The following is a 22060-nucleotide window of genomic DNA, read 5'->3' as shown; positions in this document are numbered from 1 at the left end:
ATTCCAGAACCAGCTAAGTCTTTTTGGGCTTCAGTGCTATCAAACCGCCCCTTCCAAGTAAAATAATCCAAGGCTTCTTTTTCAACTCCTAAATACGTCCGCACCGGACGAATTGATAAAAACGCCTGACTCAATACCATTGGTACATAACCTATTGGTTTTTCTTATATAATTCTCCAACAAATAGTTCATAAACTTCAGTAGCCGTACATGGATTAGGATCGGTTAAATGATACGTTTTTCCAGCACTTTCTTTATATAATGCCAGATATGCAGTTGCCTGTATAATATAATCAATTGGAACCAGGTTCACGACTGTTTCCCTTTCCGAAGAAATATACGGAAATAAAGGGAGAAAACTTAACCGATCAAGAAAATTAAGGATAAAATAGGGACCATCAAATTTAATAGTTTGCCCTGTTTGAGAATGCCCCTTTACGATACCAGGTCGAATGATGGTAATCGGAACCTCTTTTTTAAGCTCCTCGACCAATAATTCGGCGTCAAATTTAGTCCGTTCATAATGGTTCTTAAAGCTTTTTGGAAAGACCAATTCATGCTCGTACAGATTTCCTTCCCGGTTACCCGCAACATAAGCCGTGCTAAAATAGGTATATCGCTTAAGTTTAGTTAACCCTTTAACCCATTCATTTACATGTTTCGTACCCACGACATTAACTAGCTGAGCAATTTTTTCAGAGACAGCTAAATCGTATATCGCCGCAAGATGAAAAACATGGGTAATTTCTTGTTGAAGATTATGAATTAAATCAAATGGAATATCCAGATTTTCTTTCGTTATATCGCCTATCACCATTTCAAATACTACTTTTGCTCCATCCAGTTCATTTTCTATAGATTTGATTTCTGCTTCTGCTTTTACCTTTTGTTCAGGCAAAACAAGCAGGTAGATTTTATTTAAAGCTTCATCACGCCYTAATAGCTCCATAATCAACTGATTACTGATGAAACCCGGAAATCCTGTGAATAAATAAACATGCTCCATAGATTATTCCCCCTCAGTTTACCTACCTTGATTGTAAGTTACTTTACATATTATTACTTTCCAAATGGAATATAATAGAAAAAAATTTCACTACCATTTTGAAGGAGTATTTGCATTTTCTATCGAAGGTACCTAGTAGGATTCTTCTTTAAAGAGTAATCTAGTAGATTGTCTATAAATTTATCAGATTAGGGGTTTAATAATAAGTCTTAGAGGGTAAATTCATATATTGAATAAAAATTATTATCTATCTAGTCGATTTTCCGTTACTATATAAGAAGGCGATTTTTTCGCGCATACATATTTGAGGTGAGCGCACAAGTGAAAAGAATTATTAAAGCATACGACTTCCCTATTTTTATCGCTGTCGTATTACTCTGTCTATTTGGTTTAGTCATGATTTATAGTGCGAGCATGATTACTGCAGTTGCTCGATACCACCAGTCCATGGATTTCTTCTTTGAGAAACAAAAAATGGCCTTTATCATCTCATTCTTAGCAATGATTGTGACGATGATTCTTCCTTATAAGATGTACAAAAACAAAAACTTTTTAATGTTAATGATGTTTGGAATGGCCGGTATCCTTTTGATGCTCTTCATCTTTGGTCATACTGCAGGAAATGCCACAAGTTGGTTTAAGGTAGGTTCAAAATCTATTCAGCCCGCAGAATTTTCAAAGCTAGCCATGATTATTTACCTGGCAGCCATTTACGGAAAAAGACAGGATCGAATCAATAGTATTGATAAAGCTGTTATTCCTCCGATTTTCTTTCTCGTATTTATTTGTTTTTTAATCGGGATACAACCGGACTATGGAACGGCAGCCGTCATTTTCCTAATTTCAAGTACCATGATCATTTCCTCTGGCATGTCTTTTAAAAGTATTTTCAAACTCTCTTTAATAACACTAKTGTTCGTTGCTATTTTTGCTTTAGGAGTTCTTGTGACAGGTAATTTCTCATCCGTTTTATCTGAAAATAAAGTGTCTCGTTTTACCGGCTTTGCAGACCCTTTTGGTACAGCAGGAGGAGACGGATATCAGCTCGTGAATTCATTGTTCGCAATAGGTTCAGGCGGCGTTACAGGTGTCGGACTCGGGGACAGTGTACAAAAATACGGGTACCTGCCTGAATCACATACAGATTTTATTATGGCCATAATTGCGGAAGAGCTCGGAATATTCGGAGTAGCTTTCGTTCTATTGACACTCGGTTTTATTGTCTTGAGAGGTTTTGTGCTCTCTGCCAAATGCAAAGATCCATTCGGAAGCCTGTTATTAATCGGCATTTCATCCATGATTGGCATTCAAGTAGGCATCAACGTTGGCGGGGTGACTGGGCTCATTCCAATTACCGGGATTACCCTCCCATTTATCAGCTACGGAGGTTCTTCCTTACTACTGCTTATGATTTCAATGGGCATATTCCAAAATGTCGTAATGCGAATGAATATACTTGAACAGAAAGAATCGATTACTTCCATTCCAAAAGAAGAGATTGCATCCTCAAAATAAAACCTGAGTTTTTTACCCCTGGCATTCTGTTTTTCAGTATGTTGGGGGTTTTTAATTTACAGCATTTTAGCTAATTATAGAAGACTGCTTTATCTGTTATTAAAATAACCTGGAATCAAATTCAAGCAAAAAAACAGGCGGTCGAAATCGACCGCCTGTTTTTTTACTTATAGTGTATCCCGATTTTCGTAAACCCAGCAATTAAACTAAGTAAAGGACAAAGCAAACAGAAGAAGGCAAATGGGGCATATTCAAGGGTTGAAACACCCAATACCTGTGTCAAGAATACACCGCAGACACCCCAAGGAACCAGAGGATTTACAACCGTTCCCGCATCTTCAAGTACCCTCCCAAGCGTTTTTGGCTGCAAGCCTAAATCTTCATATTTCTGCTGAAAGGCTTTCCCAGGCAGTATAACAGACAAATACTGTTCCCCCACTAGGAAATTCACGCCGACACCTGCAAATACGGTAGCGGAAATCACTTTCGCTACACTCGTCAATGAATCCTGGACCGCATTTAAAATAGAAGGGATGACTCCTAATTCAAACAATAGTCCGCCCATCGCCAATGCCAATAACACCATCGAAACGGAGAACATCATACTTTCAATGCCGCCCCGCGATAGGATTGAGTCAAGTTGATCCATTCCACTCTTAAGTACAAAGCCGCCGTATAAAATATCTGCTAGTTTTGCAACCGTCAAACTTGGCGTTTGTATGAAAGCAATGACAGCCGCCGAAACGATTCCTGCTGACAATGTCGGAATCGCCGACACCTTTTTCAAAGCCATGACTAGAACGATGACAAACGGAATCAAACTCCATATGCTAATGTTCGTTTCCATTTCCAAGGCTTTGGTCATGGCTTCAATCTCCTCAACACGAGCCAGTTTGACATTCGGTGAAAGGAAGTAAAAGATGATCAGAGATATTAAAAAACCTGGAATCGTTGTCCACAGCATATTATTAATATGTTCAAATAATGGCACTCCAGCCGTTCCCGAAGCAAGATTGGTCGAGTCGGATAATGGAGACATTTTATCCCCAAGAAATGCACCGGAAATGATTGCACCGGCTGTAATCGCCAACGATAAATCCATCGCCGTCGCTATACCTATGAAAGCAACTCCGATCGTGGCTGATGTTGTAAGTGAACTCCCGATACAGAGCCCAATTAGCGAACACACCAGAAATGTGACCGCATAGAAATATTCACCAGAAATCCAGTCAAACCCATAGTACATGATGGTAGGGATCGTCCCGCTTGCCATCCAGATCGAAATTAGCATTCCAATGAAAAAGAATATATAGATAGCTCCCATACCAGAAACTGCACCTTTGACGATAGCCGCCTCCATAATCGAAAATGGCAGCTTCTTGATCTTTCCATAAACAAATAAGAAAAGAATAGCCGCTATAATTGGAATATGGGGGGCAAGTCCATAATGTATAATACCTGTTGCAATAATTAAGAATAAAAAAGCCAAAACTCCAAGTGCTTCAGGTAAAGAAAGTTTTAGCTTTGCATCTTCCAGACGCATAATATATTTCCCCGCTTTCATGTTGTATATTCTATGAGGTAAGGATGGACCTTCTATCCCTCACAATTGCTGAAACGCTTTTAAGTACTAAAGCACTAGATTAATATAAATGAGTTTCTTAAGATTGTCAAAGGAATAATAATCTTTCTTAGTAGAATTCGATACTTAATAGATTCGACATTTCCTTTTTCCACAAAACGAAACCCATACTTCGATTAGTACAGGTTCATAAATATCCTAAGATAACAAGGGAAATTACCCCACATTCCCAACGACTGACAGAATCAGCTTCCAAGTTCACCTTTACCAACCATTTCCATTCATTAAAGACTCCCCTGATACAAAGAACTTTTCTCATAAAATTGAATATCAGTTCTCACGAGATACATAAATTATTGATCATGAAGTCCTCCATTAATCTGCTCTTTAGGTAATTTCACATAAGAACAGGTAAATACAGCTATGGATACTTGGCTAAGCTACTATCAAAAAATCTTTCGATATTTAATAATGCTCCAGATAATGAAAAAAAGCCCGTGTATATACCACGGGCTTCTCCATTATTTCAAATCCATTGGATTATATAATTCCACGTCAGGATTTTTATCCTGGAACCAACGAAGTGCAAACTCATTTTCAAACAGGAATGCATATTTTTCAAAACGGTCTTTAACTAGTATGCTTCTTGAGCTGTGAAGGTTTTCATCAAGCTTTTCATCTTCGGCCCAGCGAGTGATTTTACTACCCATACGCTCCATCATGACCTCAACATTGTACTCATTTCTCATCCGATGTTCAAATACTTCAAATTGAAGCTGACCAACCGCACCAAGCAGATATTCTTCCATCCGAACTGTTTTGAAGAGCTGAATGGCCCCTTCTTGTACTAGTTGGTTAATTCCTTTATGGAAATGCTTCTGTTTCATAACGTTTTTAGCTGTTACCCGCATGAATAGTTCTGGGGTAAACTGAGGTAACCGTTCAAACTGAAACATATCTTTACTTGTCGTTATAGTATCACCAATTTGGTAGTTCCCGGTATCATACAAACCAATAATATCTCCGCTTACTGCTTCATTTACCGTGTTCCGATCATCAGCCATGAATTGAGTTGAAGAAGAAAGATTAATTGGTTTACCTGTTCTGCTCAAGTTTACACTCATTCCACGCTCAAATTTACCAGAACAGATACGAAGAAAAGCAATCCGATCACGGTGTTTTGGGTTCATATTCGCTTGAATCTTGAAAATGAAACCAGAAAAATCATTGCTGACAGGACTCATTTCACCTGAAGTTGTCATACGGGCTTGAGGAGCAGGTGCAAACTGAAGATAAGCATCCAAAAACGTCTGAACCCCAAATGTTGTTAAAGCACTTCCGAAAAATACAGGGCTAAGTTTACCATTCGCAATGTTTTCTTCAGAGAATTGGTTCCCCGCTTCCGTCAACAGCATAATTTCTTCTAAAGTTTGCTCATACAACTGTGAATCTTTTAGTTCATGATCCACCTCGAGTTCACCCTCGTCATTCAATGGAAGGAAGCGCTCATCGCCTTCTGTTTTGAACTGTTCGATCCGATTATTAAACCTGTCGTAAATGCCGACAAAATCTTTTCCCATCCCAATTGGCCAGTTCATTGGGTATGTTTCAATGCCCAGTACTTCTTCAAGTTCAGCAAGCAATTCGAGCGGCATTTTCCCTTGGCGGTCCATTTTGTTTATAAATGTAAAAATCGGAATTCCTCTCATCCGGCACACTTTGAATAATTTAACCGTCTGATCCTCGATCCCTTTTGCCGAATCGATAATCATCACTGCGCTGTCAACAGCCATCAATGTACGATATGTGTCTTCACTGAAATCTTGGTGACCTGGTGTATCGAGGATATTCACACGGAAATCATCATAATCAAACTGCATGACTGAAGATGTAACGGAAATTCCCCGTTGCTTTTCAATCTCCATCCAATCACTTGTTGCATATTTCCCTGTTTTTCTAGCTTTAACTGTCCCGGCATCACGAATGGCGCCACCAAACAGCAATAATTTTTCTGTCAAAGTTGTTTTCCCGGCATCCGGGTGGGAGATAATTGCGAAGGTCCGTCGGGATTGAACCTCGTCTTTTAATGTAGTCATAAAATGTTCCTTTCATTATTGGAGTCATCACTAAATATATTTATAGGAAGGCTAATTAGATTTTTCACATTTGAATGTCAACCTTTCTTTGTATGTAAACCAACATACACAATATATGTATGAAAAAATATATCATAAGGCTTAAGCCTTGGCTACTCAGCATTCATTTCAATCAACCTTACTATTTTAACACGATATGAAGGAAAGATGTAGAGGTGAATGAATCACCTTAAGCGGATTTGATATTATAGCAAAACAAAAGACGCTATATCAGCGCCTCTTATCCAAGTTCATATGGTTATCGTTCATTTACTCATAGTTTAACCAACTTATCTTGCTGTCTTCATTGCTTTTTGATTACGTTTGTTTTTCCAACGTTTCTTTACTTGTCTGAATATTATAGGAGCAGCAAAAATGACAGCTCTTTTTAATAATTTCTTCATTATTGATCAGTCCTTTCTTTCTTATCCTATACCCGAATATCTTTTTAAAAAACTTTGATTCCAAGAGTTATTTTTCTATTTTCAGCTTTAGTAAATCAATACTAGCTTTTGCTTACACCATTTTAACGTGAATTTTTTCACGCCAGGACTAAGGAAAGCTTAGATTCATATCATTGCCAAGCACCTCATAGTYCAATATAATCCTCCTCATCATTAGGATTGGACCTCTCCTTCATAAAACAACCATAATATTAATTTCCCCAAATGAATATGTATAAATTACATCCTCTTGTTTTATCCTTTATAAAGGTGGGTATATACCGAAAAACTGGAAATTATTCCAAAGGGTTCCGATATAGAACACCCCAGCCAAATACTTCCGGTAAAGATTCACATATTATCAAGCATCTTCGTATGATATTTCAACTTAAATGAGGGTATTTGATAATGTGTGAAATTGATTTTTTCCTGCAAGGAAAAACAGTCACCATTAATATATTTTTAAAATTATTAGGAGGATTCATCGAATGACAGTAACAGGTAAAGTAAAATGGTTTAACAGTGACAAAGGGTTTGGATTTATCGAAGTACCAAACGAAGATGATGTATTCGTACATTTTTCCGCTATTCAGGGCGATGGTTTCAAGACTCTTGATGAAGGTCAAGAAGTACAATTTGAAATTGAAGAAGGAAATCGCGGACCTCAAGCTAAGAACGTCATTAAACTATAAAGAATAGAAGCCATATGCAAAAGGATGCCGCCCTGGACGGCATCCATTCCTTTTTAAGCAACTGCCTGCATTTGTAATGCGTACTTCAATTGTTTTCTAGCCCGAAATAGATTAACTTTGACAGTTGCTTGATTTATCTCAAGTATAGAGGCAATTTCACGTTCTTTTAATCCTCCATTTACCTTCAACAGCAATATCTCCCTTTGTTTTTGAGTCAATTTACATAAGAGATTGGAGACATCTTCTTTTAATGTCCAAATATCAATACCGTTCTCCTCTACCACTTGTCTGCATGCCTGACTCTCTACCCAATCCACCATCTCCTGCTGAATTAATTGGCATCCCCTTTTTTGCTTACGGGAAAAATCAATTGCTGTTCTCGTAGYGATGCATGCTAGCCATGCTCCTATCTTCTCCCTATTGTTGATCGTATGAAGTTTATTATAGGCTTTTATATAGGTTTCTTGGGTAATATCCTCTGCCAGAAAAGGACATTTAATAATCGCTAAGGCTATATAATAAATCCGCTTTTAAAAGGATTGATAAACCAAAGTGAAATCTTCCGTTTGGCAATAACGCTTTTCTTTCACACTCGTTCCTCCTCGCCTCTCATTCGTTAAAGTGCTCCAAAATAAAGCCGGGAACATGATCACCAGAAAAGCTCTTGATATCAATATTTCTGCTATCTTTATAATAAAAGGCAGCTAAATAATCTCCCCCCCAATCGTTTTGAGCGTTATCAATTGCCGACTCGATTTCCGAGGTCTGATCAAGCTTTAAGCGATTTGACTGCTTTTCAATTCGCTGTACAAGTTCACTTTCAGAAATCGAATTAACAATTTGTGGATCACTCTTTGCTACAAGAATATAAGAGATCTCATCAGCCGTTAACCTAGCCTCTTTTACTTGCCCAGTTTGTTCCATCCAATTCGAAAACTGAGTAAAAGAAGAATCCCAATTCAAATAAATAATATTGTTATTCTTCAAAAGAATGTCAATAGACGCATAATCTCCAATAGAATTTGTCATTTGAGCCAGCGACTGATTTTTCAGGTCTTCCGATAATGCCTGTACCGCTTCTTTAAGCTCCTGACTATCCGTAATGTTTACAGATTTGTCCAATTCTCCACTCGCAGTTATATTGATTTTAGAAACATCCTCAGTTGACACATTTAATAACTCATTAACGGTTTTTTTATATTCACTAGACTCATAGATTTTCTCCAGTAGTGGCAGGTATGAATCGTAGTTTTGCAAATGATACTCTCTTGCTATTCGTTTTCCATTCTTAAGTTCATACATAAGAAATACAGAGTGATTTATATTTAAATCACCAATGGAAGCCTTTTTACCTTTTTCGATAATTTGCTGATGCAATAACCTCAGCGCTTCTATATTTTCTTTTTCTTTCAAATAAGTGAACTCACCATTTGAAGAGTCATCCTCATAATAGAGTAGGGAATTGTTTCCAATATAAATTTGGTTAATCATCTTTATATCAGGAACCTTTGACTCATAATGAACAAGATCTAATTTTAGGATGACAGCAAGCAAAATAATAACCGCCGCAAATGATACAAATCCTTTCAAATTGACACGGATTCGCCATGTCTTTTGCAGGACGATTTCACCTAGATAATATCCAATCAATGATCCGACAATATAGCCGAAAAATATCCATCCTAGTTTCCCTGTAGTTTCGCTAAAATAAAATCCTGTAAACAACATCATGCTTATCGTCAATCCGAACTTAAATAGCGGTTTTATCATAGGAAAAACAAATGCCTGTGAGACATGCTCCAACTTTCTCCGCTCATAGAGAAACAGCGAAATCAGTAGAAAAAGCAAGATTAATAGTCCATAGATTAATATATTAACCGAGAAAAATTCCATTTTTTCCATCTCGGTTGCAGCTAATAATGGAGAAATGCTATTGATATTGGCACTTAAATAATAATCTGCAGAAAATCCCGCTAGCAAAAACTTCACATTAGCAACAAACAAAACAAATAAGCCAACCGGCAAAGCAAGCAAGATATAAGTTAGTAGGCCTTGCAAGGCAGATAATCCCGTAACCATTCCCACTAAAACAGCCACAGAAAAGATCATTGCTTCCATGAAAAATGTAATTCCCATCCAGGACCAAATATCTGCAAGGGTATACAACCTCTCTACATCTATTGCCGAGTGGAACAATATCAATATTAAKCCTGTAAGTAAAATAGGCAGTATAATAAAGCCAATTCCCGTTCCAATCATATGAAAATAAATGCTGCGTCTAGTAATCGGTAAACTATGTATAAAGTCCGAAGCCTGTTTTATCTGCAAAAACCGAAATAGGAAGATGGCAAGCAACACTGGGATTACTATGACTAAGACGAATTGTATCATCTGCTGACTGGAAAAAAGATTTTCGAATTTTACATATTCACTATTTTCATTTAAAACAATCGTCAAAATTTCTAAAGGCAACGCAAAGATGAGGCCGATAAAATAAAGGAAACCTATCCAGCCGGAACATCTGAAAATATAGATAATCAGTTCTCTATTAAACAAGGTTATTCTGGATGACATAACCTATATCCCCCATTTCATAAATGAATATTTCCTCTAAAGTAAGGGGTAGCATATCGAATATTTCTGGTTGAAACTGATTAAAGTGGGATTCAATCTCGGATTTCTTACCCTTAACAATGCAAACAATCACGCTGCCTCGTCTCTCCTTATTAAGAACTTGAACTCCGCGATAAATCCCGTAAGGAATCTTATTTTTGAAGGCAATCTGTACTTTATGTACATCCGCTTTTAAATCGTCCAAATCTTTTTGGATAATAAGTTCCCCTTTGTGTAATATTCCCACATGATCGGCTAAATCTTCAATTTCCCGGAGGTTGTGGGACGAAATCAAAATTGTCATTTTCCGTTCAGATACATCCTGAATCAACAACTGTTTCACGTTTTTGCGCATAACCGGATCCAGCCCATCAAAGGGTTCATCAAGAATGAGAACTTCCGGCATGGTTGAGAGAGCCAACCAAAAAGCAACTTGTCTCTGCATCCCCTTTGACAATTTATGTATTTTATTTTGAAAGGGAATGGGAAACACTTCCTGTAATTGATAGAAACGTTCTTGATTCCAGTCACTATAAATATGACTATAAAAGCCTGCCATTTGCATAATAGTATAGTTAGCCAAGAAATAAGGTGTGTCAGGAAGGAAGAAACAACGATTTTTCACTTCTCGGTTTTCAAAGACATGAGATTGATCAATAAGTACCTCGCCGCAATCCTGAATTAAATTGCCCGAAAGCATTTTTAAAAGGGTCGTTTTTCCGGCACCATTAGATCCTAACAACCCAAAAATTGAGCCTTCATGAATAACCAAGGTTACATCCTTGATTGCTTCTTTTCCTTCATATAATTTACTCACCTGTTTTATTTCAATCATGACTCTCCCCCCTTGGCTAAAGCACTAATTTCTTTAACTAACTTGTAGATTTCATTTTTATCAATTCCAATATATAGTGCTTCAGCAAGAACCTTTGTAAGTTCGGATTTTATCTTCTCTTCTTTTAAGGAATTCTTCAAAGTTTTAGGAGGTGCCACAAAGTTTCCTTTGCCCGGCAATGTATAAATATATCCGTCCAATTCAAGCTGTTTGTAAGCTTTTTGAATCGTATTAGGATTGATGGTCAATTTCTGTGCCAATATTCTAACAGAAGGAAGTTGATTATGTTCTTGCAAAACTTCATTAATCATAAGTTCCTTTATCTTATCCATCAATTGCTCATAAATAGGTTTTCTACTTTGCACATCCAACTCGAACATCATCAACCCCCTCTCTGCACTTAGTGTATTACTCTTCCTAATACAGTTCATTATAAAACATTTTCTTCCAATTTAAAACCATTTTTTTGAAGTATTACATAGTTCATATTCTTATCCCACCTCTCATTCTTTTGTTTAATAAGCCTTGTATTAGGGAACTAAAGAATTTAAGAATATAAAAAGGAGTTGTTTTCATTGAAACCATTATATACAGCTGTCGTTACTGTACACGGTGGTCGTGAAGGACATGTGAAATCAGAGGATGGTATTCTTGATTTTGATGTAAGATCACCGAAGGAATTAGGTGGATCCGGTGAGAAAGCAACCAACCCGGAACAGTTATTCGCCGCCGGATATGCTGCCTGTTTTGACAGTGCATTGAATCTTGTCCTGCAGAAAGCAAAAAAGAAAGTTGATACTTCTGTGACCGCAAATGTCACAATTGGGAAAGATGAAGAAGACGGTGGTTTCAAATTGGCTGTCAGGCTGGATATCTCCATCCCTGATCTTAGCCGGGAAGAAGCAGAAGACTTTGCAAAAAAAGCTCACATGACCTGTCCCTATTCAAAATCAATTCGTGGGAATCTCGACGTGACATTGAATTTGGTATAAGAATTCATTTTTTTTAAAAGAATGGGCCCAGCCTTTGCTGAGCTCATTCTTTTTTATTTAACTCCTTCTAAATTCCTCATTTTTAATAGGAAGCATAGCCCGATTACTGTCATGATAATCAGTGAGCCTAATGCCATCCGGCTAGCCAATGTGCCGAGGTCATGGAAAATTAACGTAATTGTTCCATACATAAGAGGACCTATTATTGAAGAAACTTTTCCTGAGAATGCAAAGAGTCCAAAAAACTGCCCCCTTTTCTCCACTGGTGTCAATTCGATAATGAATGTCCGGGATGTTACCCACATCGACCCGAGTGCAATGCCAAACATGCTCCCTGCAATCCAGAACCAAAGAGGCGTTTGGGCAAAGACCGCCACAAATAAGGCGACTAGGAGCAGAATACCCACGTATGTAACTGCAAGCCGTGGGCCCTTTGCCTGAGTTATATACCCAAATAGAAACGAACCAATAATACTGGATACCGTTGAGACCAGATAAAGTAAAATGAATCCACCTGAAGAAAATCCAACAACGGTCTTCGCGTAAACGGCCATCATGCCAATTGTTGTCGCAATTGCATCATTTAAGAAAAAATACGCAATCATAAATGTAAATACTAATTGATAAGTTCTCATCTCTTTAAATGTTGCTATAATTTCCTTATAACCTGAAAAAAAAGGTTGTTTTACCTTTTGCTGTTTTGGCGTTTCTTTTAGAAAAAAGAATAATGGAAGGGAAAAAATCAGAAATAAGATAGAGGTGGGGATAAAGGCTTCATGTGAACTCCCTTTACTAATAAATGGATAGATGGACAGACCGACAAGCGTTCCAATGTAGCCTACAGCGACACCAAACCCAGATATTAGCGGCAATTGCTGCTTCGTGCCTAGATCGCTCATCATCGTATCATAGAAAACAAGACTTGAATGATAGAAAAACTTTGCCACCACAAATAAAATAATGACAATCACTAAGGAAATTGGGATACCAAGGAGATTTCCATCCAACGATAGACCACCAAAAATCCCCATTAAAAAAGTCGCTGCAACTGAAACCAATGTGAAAATTATGATATATTTCTTCATCTTTCCTGTTCGGTCAATCATTACACCAAATAGTGGAGAAAACAGAACAAGAAATAAACTGGCAATCGCATTCGCATAAGAAATGAAGGTACTAGCAATCTGATCAAGAACAGCATTTTCTCCGATTTGTTCCTGAAGAAAGAAGGGAAAGAAAATTGTATTAATATTAGAAGAAAAAATCGTGTTGGCAAAATCGTAAAAGGCCCAAGAGAGAATTGGAAGGGAAAAATATAAACTTAGATTCCCCTTCCATTTTTTAGAATTCGGTTTCAATTGCAGTTGCATCTGCCTTCCCCCTTATCATAGACTTAATTTATAAGTATTCCATACATACCTATAAAATCCTTTTAAGATAAAAAAACAATAATTAGCTGCATAATGAAAGCAAAATCCAATTCATGATTTCTTACCACTTAAAATACATGATTAAAAAAGGTTATCAGTATACAGAGGTCTTTTATTTTATTTATCATAGGGGTAAAGGATTGCAAAAAGTTTTGATTAATGTTGGCAAAGGGAGTGTGCAAGGTGATAGCATTTTTTCTTATCTTGGTAACTATACTGGTCCTGTTGGTGCTCTACTTTAAAAAAACGAAAAGTAATTTCCCAGACAACTTCACTATGCAGCATTCCCCCCTCAAGATTGGACATCGCGGGGCATCTGGATATTGCCCTGAGAATACGATGGCATCCTATTATAAAGCGATTGAATTGGGCGCTGATTTCCTAGAAGTCGATATTCATCTTAGTAAAGATGGTATCCTAGTGGTTCATCATGATTCTACACTCGATCGAACGACAAACGGAAAAGGAAACCTTCGAGATTACACAGTAGCTGAATTAAAGGAATTGGATGCTGGAAGCTGGTTTCATGCTCGTTTTAAGGACGAAAGAGTTCCTTTACTTAGCGAGATATTTGAAAATTTCCGGTCTGAGGTTGGAATATTAATAGAAATAAAGCATCCATCTCTTTACCCTGGAATTGAAAAGAAACTTGCAGAAGAATTAAGCAAAAGAGAGGATTATACATCAGATAAAAAAAGAATTCTGGTTCATTCGTTTGATATGGAATCCATGAAAAGGTTTCATCAATTAATGCCAGACATTCCAGTCGGGGTATTGATAAAGCGGCGTATTTCTGATCAAAAATTGAAAGAGATAGCAGAGTTTGCTTCGTTTTTAAATCCAAAACAAACCATTTTGAGTACCAAGCTGCAAATGCGAATCCAAGAGCAAGGGATGAAAGTATTTACATGGACCGTCAACAATAAAAAACAAATTCACATGTTAAAGAAGATGAAATTGGATGGTATCATATCCGATTTCCCAGATTATTTTATAGATTAAACCTCATAGGTAAATTAGTTTACAAAAAAACCAATCCACTTTTGTGGATTGGTTTTTTTAATAACATTGAAAAGAGCGTATTTCACTCGCGTCCGTTCCATAATAGGCCCAACGTTGCTGACTTGGTCTCCATCGATATCCAGCCACAGAATTATAGCCAACATAGGTAGGGTAAAACCAAAATGAGCGGCCATTTATTAACCATACATACGTATTTTGGTATAAGCATCCTTTCATTGAACCAGCGTCAATGGCCTTAATCATTCCACCAGGAAACTGCGGAATATATAGCGGCGGCGCTTTAGGAGGAGGTCCTCCTCCTTGTGGTGGTCGCGGCGGCGGTTGACCTCCTCCCCCTTGTGGTGGTCGCGGCGGCGGTTGACCTCCTCCCCCTTGTGGTGGTCGCGGTGGCGGTTGACCTCCTCCCCCTTGTGGTGGTCGCGGTGGCGGTTGACCTCCTCCCCCTTGTGGTGGTCGCGGCGGCGGTTGACCTCCTCCCCCTTGTGGTGGCCGCGGCGGCGGTTGACCTCCTCCTTGCGGTGGTCCTGGTGGCAGCTGTCTTTCTCCTAAAACCTGATTTCCCAAATGATATGGGTCCGACAAGAAACCATTGTCAATATATGGGGTATATTCATTTGGATAAAGGTTATTTTCAATACCGTTATAGTCGTTTTGTTGATTAGATGGTTCGTATGATTTCATACCTTTTCACCTCATATTTGAACTTCATTTATCCATATGTAGACGAATGACCATGTGTGCTTTATTTACCTCTCTTAATGCAGCTTTCTAATGATGTATTAATGACCAGAATTATATATCAGAAAAAATTACCTGTTTTTTTTTTGAAAAAATCCCTATATTTTTAGCTTTATTGGCCTAGAATTTGTTATAGTGTTACTAGTGATTTATATTTTGAAAAATTATATAGTCGCTTTTTGGCTCTAAAGCGTTTCTCTTATTAGACGAGAACCAATCTTACAATTTTTTTATCTTAGAAAAAACGAGGGATTCCTATGTGGGAATTATTGTTAGAATTTGATTATCAAACCGTTCGCCATGCGGTATGGGCAGGATACTTGTTTGCCTTTGTCTTTCCACTGGCAGCGTTTTACTTCTTAAATAAAAAGCAATCACTCTTAAACGATAAATATCAAGCTTCTGTTCATTCAGGTCATGGTGAATCCCCTGTTTATACAGGTAGCATTTATGACTGGCGTGGAGCACAGCGCTTTTTCACTTATATTCGTCAAAAGGACTCGCCTGATGATTCAGATGAGCCAAGCCTCCTTTCCATTGTTTAATTAAAAACAATTCGAGGAGGAATTTATTTTGAAAAAGAAAAATATTTTACTTATTTCAGCTCTATTTTTAACAACCATCCTGTTGACAGGATGTTCAGCAGCTACAAGCGGCCCATTTCATACTGCATTGGTTAACCCAATGACAAAGATGCTTGAATTTAATGCAAATTTATTTAACGGGAACTATGGTCTAAGCATCATTATGATGACATTTTTCATACGTCTCGTTTTGCTTCCATTGACTGCCAAGCAATATAAAACACAGCTCAGTATGAAAACCAAAATGAATGGGCTAAAACCAGAAATGACAGCAATACAACAAAAAATTAAAGAAACAAAGGATCCAGCAAAACAAAAGGCTCTGCAACAGGAAATGATGCAGCTTTATCAAAAACATGGTGTCAATCCTTTAAATATGGGCTGTCTTCCACTTTTGATTCAGATGCCAATCTTAATGGGCTTTTATTATGCGATTCAAGGTTCTCATGAAATTGCGACACATAGCTTCCTGTGGTTCAGCCTTGGCCAACCGAATATCGCCATGGCAATCATCGCCGGCGTCATCTATTATTTCCAATCGGTCATTTCAATGAGACAAATGCCAGAGGAACAGCAGAAACAAATGAAATTGATGAGCCTGCTCTCACCAGCAATGATTTTATTCATTTCTTTCTCTGCGCCTGCTGCATTACCTCTTTATTGGTCAATAGGTGGATTATTTATGATTGTTCAGTCTATTGTACTTCAGCGAGTATATAAGAAAGATCAACCCGCTGTCACTGTCGTAAAAGAAACGATTATGAAAAAAAGCTAATCCAAATTGGATTAGCTTTTTTTTCGTTTATTTAACCATAATAAATACAAAAATTGTAGGTTCATTCTTTCTTTCCAAAAAAATAAAAAATGATAAACATGTCAATAAATTTCTGCAGCATGTATTTTTAATTCTTTATTACCATTTTTAATAATCTAATACAAAGAAAGTTCTTTTGACACTCGTATAATAGTATATTTTTTCTATAATTTACCATTATTTTTATCGCGAAGAAAGGTATAATTCCTTATTTTTCCAAAATATACATTCCTACAATATGTTCATTTTCGATAATCCGAGTTTCACATCCCAAAATATGACAATTTTCTTGTTTACCTGTTCGTTATCATTAAAGGAACATCAGTGTTCTACATACTGGCCATCTAGAAAGAATGGAGGTGCATTGTACCTGTAGACTGGTCGAAGTTTTTGTTCTTTGAAAATAGAATAGGGGGAAAACAATTGCAAAAAAAACAAAGAACGAAATGGTTAGCGTTAATATTCRCTATCATGCTTATTGGATCGCTGGTAATTCCAACAAACTCTATCGCAGCAACTTCAAACAAAATCCATACATCCGCTAAAGATGAATTAACGGGGAAGAATCAAAAGAAAGTCGCCTCAAAAGTACTTACTCAGTTTAAAAAAAATGATCAGGTAACGTTTCTCGTTAAATTCAAAGAGCAAGTAGACACCAAAGACGTATCCTCAAAGGCTGCAAAAACAGCAAAATCACAAAAGTTATCTGCGAATAATTCAAAGTTACTTAAACGATCAAGTGTAGTATCTGAGCTTCGTGCTACAGCTCTTCAAACACAAGCGAATATTAAAAACTACTTAGATAAGCAAGAAAAAGCTGGTAAGGCGAAAGATTTTCAATCCTTTTATATTGTTAATGCGATTGCTGTGACAGCTACAAAGGATGTTATGGAGCAAATCGCTGCTTTTCCTGAAGTAGAAAAAATTATGCCAAATGAGACTAGGCAGCTAATTCAGCCGGCAAGTAAGACTGCAGCTGCAAAGACCCTTAAAGGCTCAGAAGCGAGCAAAACAAAAGCCGATACCTCTTCAATTGAGTGGAATATTGAAAAAATCGGTGCTCCTGCTGTATGGAATATGGGCATTGATGGAGCAGGAACGGTTATTGCTTCTATCGATACAGGTGTCCAATGGAACCATCCGGCCTTGAAAACAAAGTACCGCGGGTATAACCCTGCCAATCCAGATGTTCCAAATAATGAATATAACTGGTTTGATGCTGTAAGCGGACAAGCTTCACCATATGATGATTTAGATCATGGAACTCACACAATTGGTACGATGGTGGGCTCTGAACCAAATGGTGCAAATCAAATCGGAGTTGCTCCAGGTGCCACATTCATTTCAGTTAAAGCCTTTTCTAACGATGGCGGTTCAGACATTGATTTATTAGAAGCAGGCGAATGGGTTATCGCTCCAAAAGATGCTGCTGGTAATCCTCATCCTGAGAAAGCACCAGATGTTGTCAATAACTCTTGGGGCGGCGGAGCTGGACTCGACGAGTGGTATCGCCCAATGGTACAAGCATGGAAAGCTGCTGAGATATTTCCTGAATTCTCTGCTGGAAATACCACATTGTCTAATCCCGGCGGTGCTGGTTCAGTAGCAAATCCAGCAAACTATCCAGAGGCCTTTGCCACTGGAGCAACAGATTATAACAACCAGGTTGGCAGTTTCTCTTTACGTGGTCCATCTCCATATGGAGAAATTAAACCTGACATCTCCGCACCAGGCGTTAACATTCGTTCTGCCATTCCTGGCGGTGCATATGAAGGCGGCTGGAATGGCACTTCAATGGCAGGTCCTCACATTTCAGCGGTTGCTGCTCTATTACGACAAGCAAATGCCAGCTTAACTGTTGACCAGCTTGAGGAAATCTTACTTACAACTGCCACTCCTTTGACAGACAATAATTATCCGACAAGTCCCAACCATGCTTACGGCTATGGCCTTGTTAATGCATTTGATGCAGTTTCCTCTGTTGTAAGCGGACTTGGGAAAATTGAGGGTAAAGTTACCAAAGCTGGAGATGACTCAGAAGCAGCTGTCATTTCCCATAAGGCACCAAAAAATTCGTATAAAAAAATGGATGTAACACTTCAAGCTGAAGTGTCAGATAATGTAAGTGTCACTACCGTTAAACTTAGCTACCAAAAAGCCGACGGAACTTGGGTTGAAGTCAAGGCTGAGAGAACGAGCGGTGACTATAAATCAGGAATGTATGAAGCCACGATTCCAGGGTCAGAGCTGACTGAAGATTCAGTCGCTTATAAATGGACCGCAACTGACTTCGGAGGCTCAGTAACAGCTACTGACTCTTATACCGTTGAGCTATTGCCAGGAATCAGTGTAGGTTATACAGAGGACTTTGAACAAGATCCTATTGGATGGACCTCTTCCGGCACAAACAATAACTGGGAATGGGGTATTCCAACAAGTGGACCTGGCTCTGCAGCATCAGGTCAAAAGGTTTATGCTACAAACCTGGCTGGAAACTATGATAATAGTGCCAATATGAGCCTATCCATGCCTCCAGTCGATGTTCCTGAAGGCACAAGTTATTTACAATTTAAACATTGGTTCGAACTTGAAAAAAATTATGATTTCGGACATGTATTTATCTCTACAAACGGAACAAACTGGGTACAAGCGGCTCGTTTTAATGATAAGTCAAATAGTTGGATCGATGGTGAAGTTAACTTAAGCCAATATGCTGGAGAAAGAATCTATATTGCCTTTAATGTCACATCTGATGGATCAGTCCAAAAACCTGGCTGGTATATTGATGATGTTAAATTGGCTGATACTTCCCTGCAGCCGTCTGCAAAAGCTAAAACAGGACTAGGCGTTATCAAGTCTGACTCCTCTGTTTCAGCTAAGCCAAAAGTTGACCCTGATAAAATTAAGCCAATTGCAGATAAAGTGAAAAAAGCACCTGAAAAAGACCAGCCTGCCCCAGTACTTCTTCCATTACAGGCACAGGTCAGTGTTTTAGAAACTGGAAGATCTGTTTATACAAACCCACAAGATGGATCTTACCAACTTACACATGCATCAGGTTCATACACATTGCAAGCAGAAACATACGGTTATCGATCACAAACAGCAACAGTCAACGTCGAACAAGATGCAACATCAACTGCTAACTTTACGCTTCAAGAAATTCCAAAAGGAACAATCAACGGTACAATCACCAACAAAATTACTGGCGAACCCGTCTCTGGTGCTACCGTATACTTTCTTGAGGATGCCGCTATTAAGCCAGTGACTACAAATTCGGACGGTGAATACACTCTATCCGCTTATGAAGGAAAATATACTTTGAAAGTCATGGCTCCTTCTTATTACGGCAGTGAAGCATCCGTAACGATTTCGGAGGGTAACAGCTCCAGGAAAGATATTGAACTGAAACCGTTCATCGGGTACCCAGATGAGATTAAGTATGACGACGGAACAGCAGAAAACGCCCGCGCCTTTAATACGGCAGGCAATAGCTGGGCTGTGAAAATGTCGTTAGCTTCGGGAAATAAAACGGCAAATGTAACCGGCGCCCTTTTACGTTTCTGGGATACCACATGGCCTGCTCCAGGCGGGACTGAATTCAAAGTTTCGGTGTATGATGCATCGGGAACAGATGGGTCGCCAGGCAAAAAAATCGCAGGTCCTTTTAATGAGACTGCGTTGCGCGACGGTCAATGGACACATGTTGATTTGAGCGAACATGGAATCATGGTTGAAGGTGATTTCTTTATTGTTTATACCCAAACAAAGGCCAATCCGAATGCACCAGGATTAGCTACTGATGAAGATGGACCAAATGCAGGACGAAGCTGGCAGGGAGTCAGCGATTCATGGTCGCAATCCCCAACTGAGGAAGGAAATTATATGATTCGTGCAACTGTCGACTACGAAGTAAAGGAACCTGTAATTACCTCTCCTAAAGACGGTGCTTATTCAAATCAAAAAGAAGTAACGGTTGAAGGTACATCTGCACCTACAACAAAAGTAGATATTTTTAACAAAGGGGAGAAAGTAGCAAGTACGGATTCTACTGATAAAGGAACCTTCGCTGTTCCGGTCACATTAAGCAACGGTGAAAATACTTTGACAGCAAAAGCTCGGACAAGCCAAGGTTCAACTGAGGCCTCTTTGCCTGTAAAAGTGATATTGGATATCGCTAATCCGGAACTAGCAATTACTTCACCTACAGATGGCAGCAAAGTAAATCGTGAAACAGTTACTGTTAAGGGAACAGTTTCGGATGATAACCTTAATTCGGTTAAAGTAAACGGACAGAAGGCCGATGTGAAAGATAACACCTTCTCCTATCGCCTTCTACTGGATAAAGGAATCAATAAAATTAAGGTAGTTGCTCAAGATAAGGCAGGCAATAAAATCACTAAATCTGTCTCCATCGATGTAAATTATACCGCTCCAGAAATTTCCGATTTAGTGCCAAATGAGGATAAAATCTTAAAAAGCGGTGAATCGGTCAAAATCGAATTCGACAGTGAACCTGGCTTGGCAGCAAATTTCTCCATTTTGATGCCTCTGACAAATGCAGGAGGCATTGCGAATGCCACTGAATTACAAATGAAAGAAACATCTTCAGGACATTATGTCGGCTACTATACCGCCACAACGAATGTAAAGGCACCTGGTGCTGTTGTGGAAGTAAAAGCAGCAGATAGCTATGGTAATATTACAACACAAAGAGCGGCAGGTAAGCTTTGGATTAACGCTAAAAAGTAAAATGCAAAAGCCATGCTTTCTATGCCTAACGGCCGGAAGCATGGCATTTTTTATACAAATGGGTCCTATATTAGTGCAATTTTCTTTGACTCTAAAATGCCTCACATCCTCCCTGCTTTGAAAAGGACATTTATCTAATTCCATAGATAGTAAAAAGGGAAGTTTATATAATTAAAAAGTAAATTCCCCTCAAGATTGAGCGGAATTTACTTTTTTATTTCTTCGGCAATAGATTTTTTGAAACTGTTTCGAAAAACTGATCTACATAGTCGAAATCCGTGTAAAAGAATAATAAAAGATCTCCCGGTTGTGATACTTCCCACGCTTTTACGAATGCGTCTAATTCATTAGGTACGATATATGTCTTATCTTTATGTAATCCTTCTTCTATCGCAGCTTCCCGAAGTAGCTTGGCTACCTCCAACGGTACTCTTCCCCGTAAATCATCGTCTTCTTTAATGATGAACAGATCTGAATGTTTTGCTACGACCTCTGACAATCTGATGAGCTCTTCGTCAATACGGTCTCCTGGTCCTGCCAAAACAGTGATAATGCGATTTCTGTTATAGGCACTAACCGTATCGAAAATGGCCTGCAACCCTGCTACGTTATGGGCGTAATCAATAATAACGGTTCGTTCTTTTAGTTTTTTTAAATTGAAACGTCCTTTAGACAATTTTTTATCAGGCATAAACGCAATAGCCTTCTTTCGTAATTCTTCCATTGAAATACCTTGCGTATGTGCCGCGGCTAACGCTTGAAGTAAATTAGCGATATTATGTCGCGCCATGCCAGAAATCGTTATTGGGATTTGAGTGCAATCCATAAATTGATATATCACACCATCTGATGAATAACTGATTATACCTTGTTCATCAACAAACCAAGCCTTACGTCCTTCATTAA

17 protein-coding genes are annotated in these 22060 nt (G+C 38.4%); 7 read left to right on the top strand and 10 right to left on the bottom strand.

Annotated elements, in window-relative coordinates; translation table 11 throughout:
• Positions 1-151: 151 nt before the first annotated feature.
• On the bottom strand, positions 152-1006 hold the full coding sequence (locus tag AC1DUW_RS09560) for an SDR family oxidoreductase (RefSeq protein WP_477642411.1): 855 nt from the start codon (positions 1004-1006) through the stop codon (positions 152-154).
• 321 nt (positions 1007-1327) lie between these two features.
• Between AC1DUW_RS09560 and AC1DUW_RS09555 the strand changes: the two genes are divergently transcribed.
• The gene (locus AC1DUW_RS09555) at positions 1328-2521 is read left to right on the top strand and encodes an FtsW/RodA/SpoVE family cell cycle protein (protein ID WP_477642410.1); all 1194 of its coding nucleotides are present in this window, start codon (positions 1328-1330) and stop codon (positions 2519-2521) included.
• A gap of 163 nt (positions 2522-2684) precedes the next feature.
• Here the strand turns inward: AC1DUW_RS09555 and nhaC are convergent, their stop codons facing one another.
• Together nhaC and AC1DUW_RS09545 are read right to left on the bottom strand one after the other, a co-directional pair.
• A complete protein-coding gene (nhaC, locus tag AC1DUW_RS09550) occupies positions 2685-4085 on the bottom strand; it encodes a Na+/H+ antiporter NhaC (RefSeq protein WP_477642409.1) in 1401 nt (466 codons plus the stop codon).
• A 539-nt stretch (positions 4086-4624) separates the two neighbouring features.
• Positions 4625-6199, bottom strand: coding sequence for a peptide chain release factor 3 (locus tag AC1DUW_RS09545; RefSeq protein ID WP_053345100.1), 1575 nt, complete (start codon positions 6197-6199; stop codon positions 4625-4627).
• 970 nt (positions 6200-7169) lie between these two features.
• Between AC1DUW_RS09545 and AC1DUW_RS09540 the strand changes: the two genes are divergently transcribed.
• Positions 7170-7373 carry a cold-shock protein gene (locus tag AC1DUW_RS09540; protein WP_056530714.1) on the top strand — a complete coding sequence of 68 codons (204 nt, stop codon included), beginning with the start codon at positions 7170-7172 and terminating at the stop codon, positions 7371-7373.
• Between the two features lie 53 nt (positions 7374-7426).
• Here AC1DUW_RS09540 and AC1DUW_RS09535 read toward each other — a convergent pair whose 3' ends face one another.
• From AC1DUW_RS09535 to AC1DUW_RS09520, 4 genes are all read right to left on the bottom strand, one after another.
• Complete coding sequence (locus AC1DUW_RS09535; RefSeq protein ID WP_477642412.1) at positions 7427-7888, bottom strand: RNA polymerase sigma factor; 462 nt, start codon at positions 7886-7888, stop codon at positions 7427-7429.
• Between the two features lie 94 nt (positions 7889-7982).
• Positions 7983-9947, bottom strand: coding sequence for a DUF6449 domain-containing protein (locus AC1DUW_RS09530; protein WP_053345097.1), 1965 nt, complete (start codon positions 9945-9947; stop codon positions 7983-7985).
• Positions 9922-10821, bottom strand: a complete 900-nt coding sequence (locus AC1DUW_RS09525) for an ABC transporter ATP-binding protein (RefSeq protein WP_053345096.1) — start codon at positions 10819-10821, stop codon at positions 9922-9924. Before AC1DUW_RS09525 ends, AC1DUW_RS09530 begins: the two co-directional genes overlap by 26 nt.
• Entirely contained in the window at positions 10818-11201 is a 384-nt protein-coding gene (locus tag AC1DUW_RS09520) for a GntR family transcriptional regulator (RefSeq protein ID WP_053345095.1), read from the bottom strand. The genes AC1DUW_RS09525 and AC1DUW_RS09520 overlap by 4 nt, the downstream gene beginning before the upstream one ends.
• A gap of 195 nt (positions 11202-11396) precedes the next feature.
• Here AC1DUW_RS09520 and AC1DUW_RS09515 point away from each other — a divergent pair, with 195 nt between their 5' ends.
• Positions 11397-11813, top strand: a complete 417-nt coding sequence (locus tag AC1DUW_RS09515) for an organic hydroperoxide resistance protein (RefSeq protein WP_053345094.1) — start codon at positions 11397-11399, stop codon at positions 11811-11813.
• Between the two features lie 53 nt (positions 11814-11866).
• Here AC1DUW_RS09515 and AC1DUW_RS09510 read toward each other — a convergent pair whose 3' ends face one another.
• Positions 11867-13183 (bottom strand): MFS transporter, encoded by a 1317-nt coding sequence (locus AC1DUW_RS09510; protein WP_180320458.1) that lies wholly within the window; start codon positions 13181-13183, stop codon positions 11867-11869.
• Between the two features lie 243 nt (positions 13184-13426).
• On the opposite strand from AC1DUW_RS09510, the gene AC1DUW_RS09505 reads away from it, so the two are divergent.
• Positions 13427-14245, top strand: coding sequence for a glycerophosphodiester phosphodiesterase (locus AC1DUW_RS09505; protein WP_053345093.1), 819 nt, complete (start codon positions 13427-13429; stop codon positions 14243-14245).
• Positions 14246-14302: 57 nt separating this feature from the next.
• On the opposite strand, the gene AC1DUW_RS09500 is transcribed toward AC1DUW_RS09505, so the two are convergent.
• Entirely contained in the window at positions 14303-14947 is a 645-nt protein-coding gene (locus AC1DUW_RS09500) for a transporter (RefSeq protein ID WP_477642408.1), read from the bottom strand.
• 314 nt (positions 14948-15261) lie between these two features.
• On the opposite strand from AC1DUW_RS09500, the gene AC1DUW_RS09495 reads away from it, so the two are divergent.
• From AC1DUW_RS09495 to AC1DUW_RS09485, 3 genes are all read left to right on the top strand, one after another.
• A complete protein-coding gene (locus AC1DUW_RS09495) occupies positions 15262-15549 on the top strand; it encodes a hypothetical protein (protein WP_053345092.1) in 288 nt (95 codons plus the stop codon).
• A 28-nt stretch (positions 15550-15577) separates the two neighbouring features.
• Positions 15578-16363, top strand: coding sequence for a membrane protein insertase YidC (yidC, locus tag AC1DUW_RS09490; RefSeq protein WP_053345091.1), 786 nt, complete (start codon positions 15578-15580; stop codon positions 16361-16363).
• Positions 16364-16825: 462 nt separating this feature from the next.
• Positions 16826-21154: a S8 family serine peptidase gene (locus AC1DUW_RS09485; protein ID WP_477642407.1), complete on the top strand. Its 4329-nt coding sequence runs from the start codon at positions 16826-16828 to the stop codon at positions 21152-21154.
• Positions 21155-21368: 214 nt separating this feature from the next.
• On the opposite strand, the gene AC1DUW_RS09480 is transcribed toward AC1DUW_RS09485, so the two are convergent.
• A partial coding sequence (locus tag AC1DUW_RS09480) for a glutamate ligase domain-containing protein (protein ID WP_477642406.1) occupies positions 21369-22060 on the bottom strand: 692 nt, incomplete at its 5' end.

This window comes from Peribacillus sp. P4_C12, from assembly GCF_056402095.1.
The sequence above is the reverse complement of the archived record's forward strand: the minus strand, read 5'-3'. Positions and strand labels throughout refer to the sequence as shown.

Bases quoted from the DNA above. Each gene is read 5' to 3' on its own strand.
- nhaC (WP_477642409.1), bottom strand. From the start codon at position 4,085: ATGAAAGCGGGGAAATATATTATGCGTCTGGAAGATGCAAAGCTAAAA.
- AC1DUW_RS09545 (WP_053345100.1), bottom strand. From the start codon at position 6,199: ATGACTACATTAAAAGACGAGGTTCAATCCCGACGGACCTTCGCAATT.
- AC1DUW_RS09540 (WP_056530714.1), top strand. From the start codon at position 7,170: ATGACAGTAACAGGTAAAGTAAAATGGTTTAACAGTGACAAAGGGTTT.
- AC1DUW_RS09525 (WP_053345096.1), bottom strand. From the start codon at position 10,821: ATGATTGAAATAAAACAGGTGAGTAAATTATATGAAGGAAAAGAAGCA.
- AC1DUW_RS09520 (WP_053345095.1), bottom strand. From the start codon at position 11,201: ATGTTCGAGTTGGATGTGCAAAGTAGAAAACCTATTTATGAGCAATTG.
- AC1DUW_RS09510 (WP_180320458.1), bottom strand. From the start codon at position 13,183: ATGCAACTGCAATTGAAACCGAATTCTAAAAAATGGAAGGGGAATCTA.
- AC1DUW_RS09500 (WP_477642408.1), bottom strand. From the start codon at position 14,947: ATGAAATCATACGAACCATCTAATCAACAAAACGACTATAACGGTATT.
- AC1DUW_RS09495 (WP_053345092.1), top strand. From the start codon at position 15,262: ATGTGGGAATTATTGTTAGAATTTGATTATCAAACCGTTCGCCATGCG.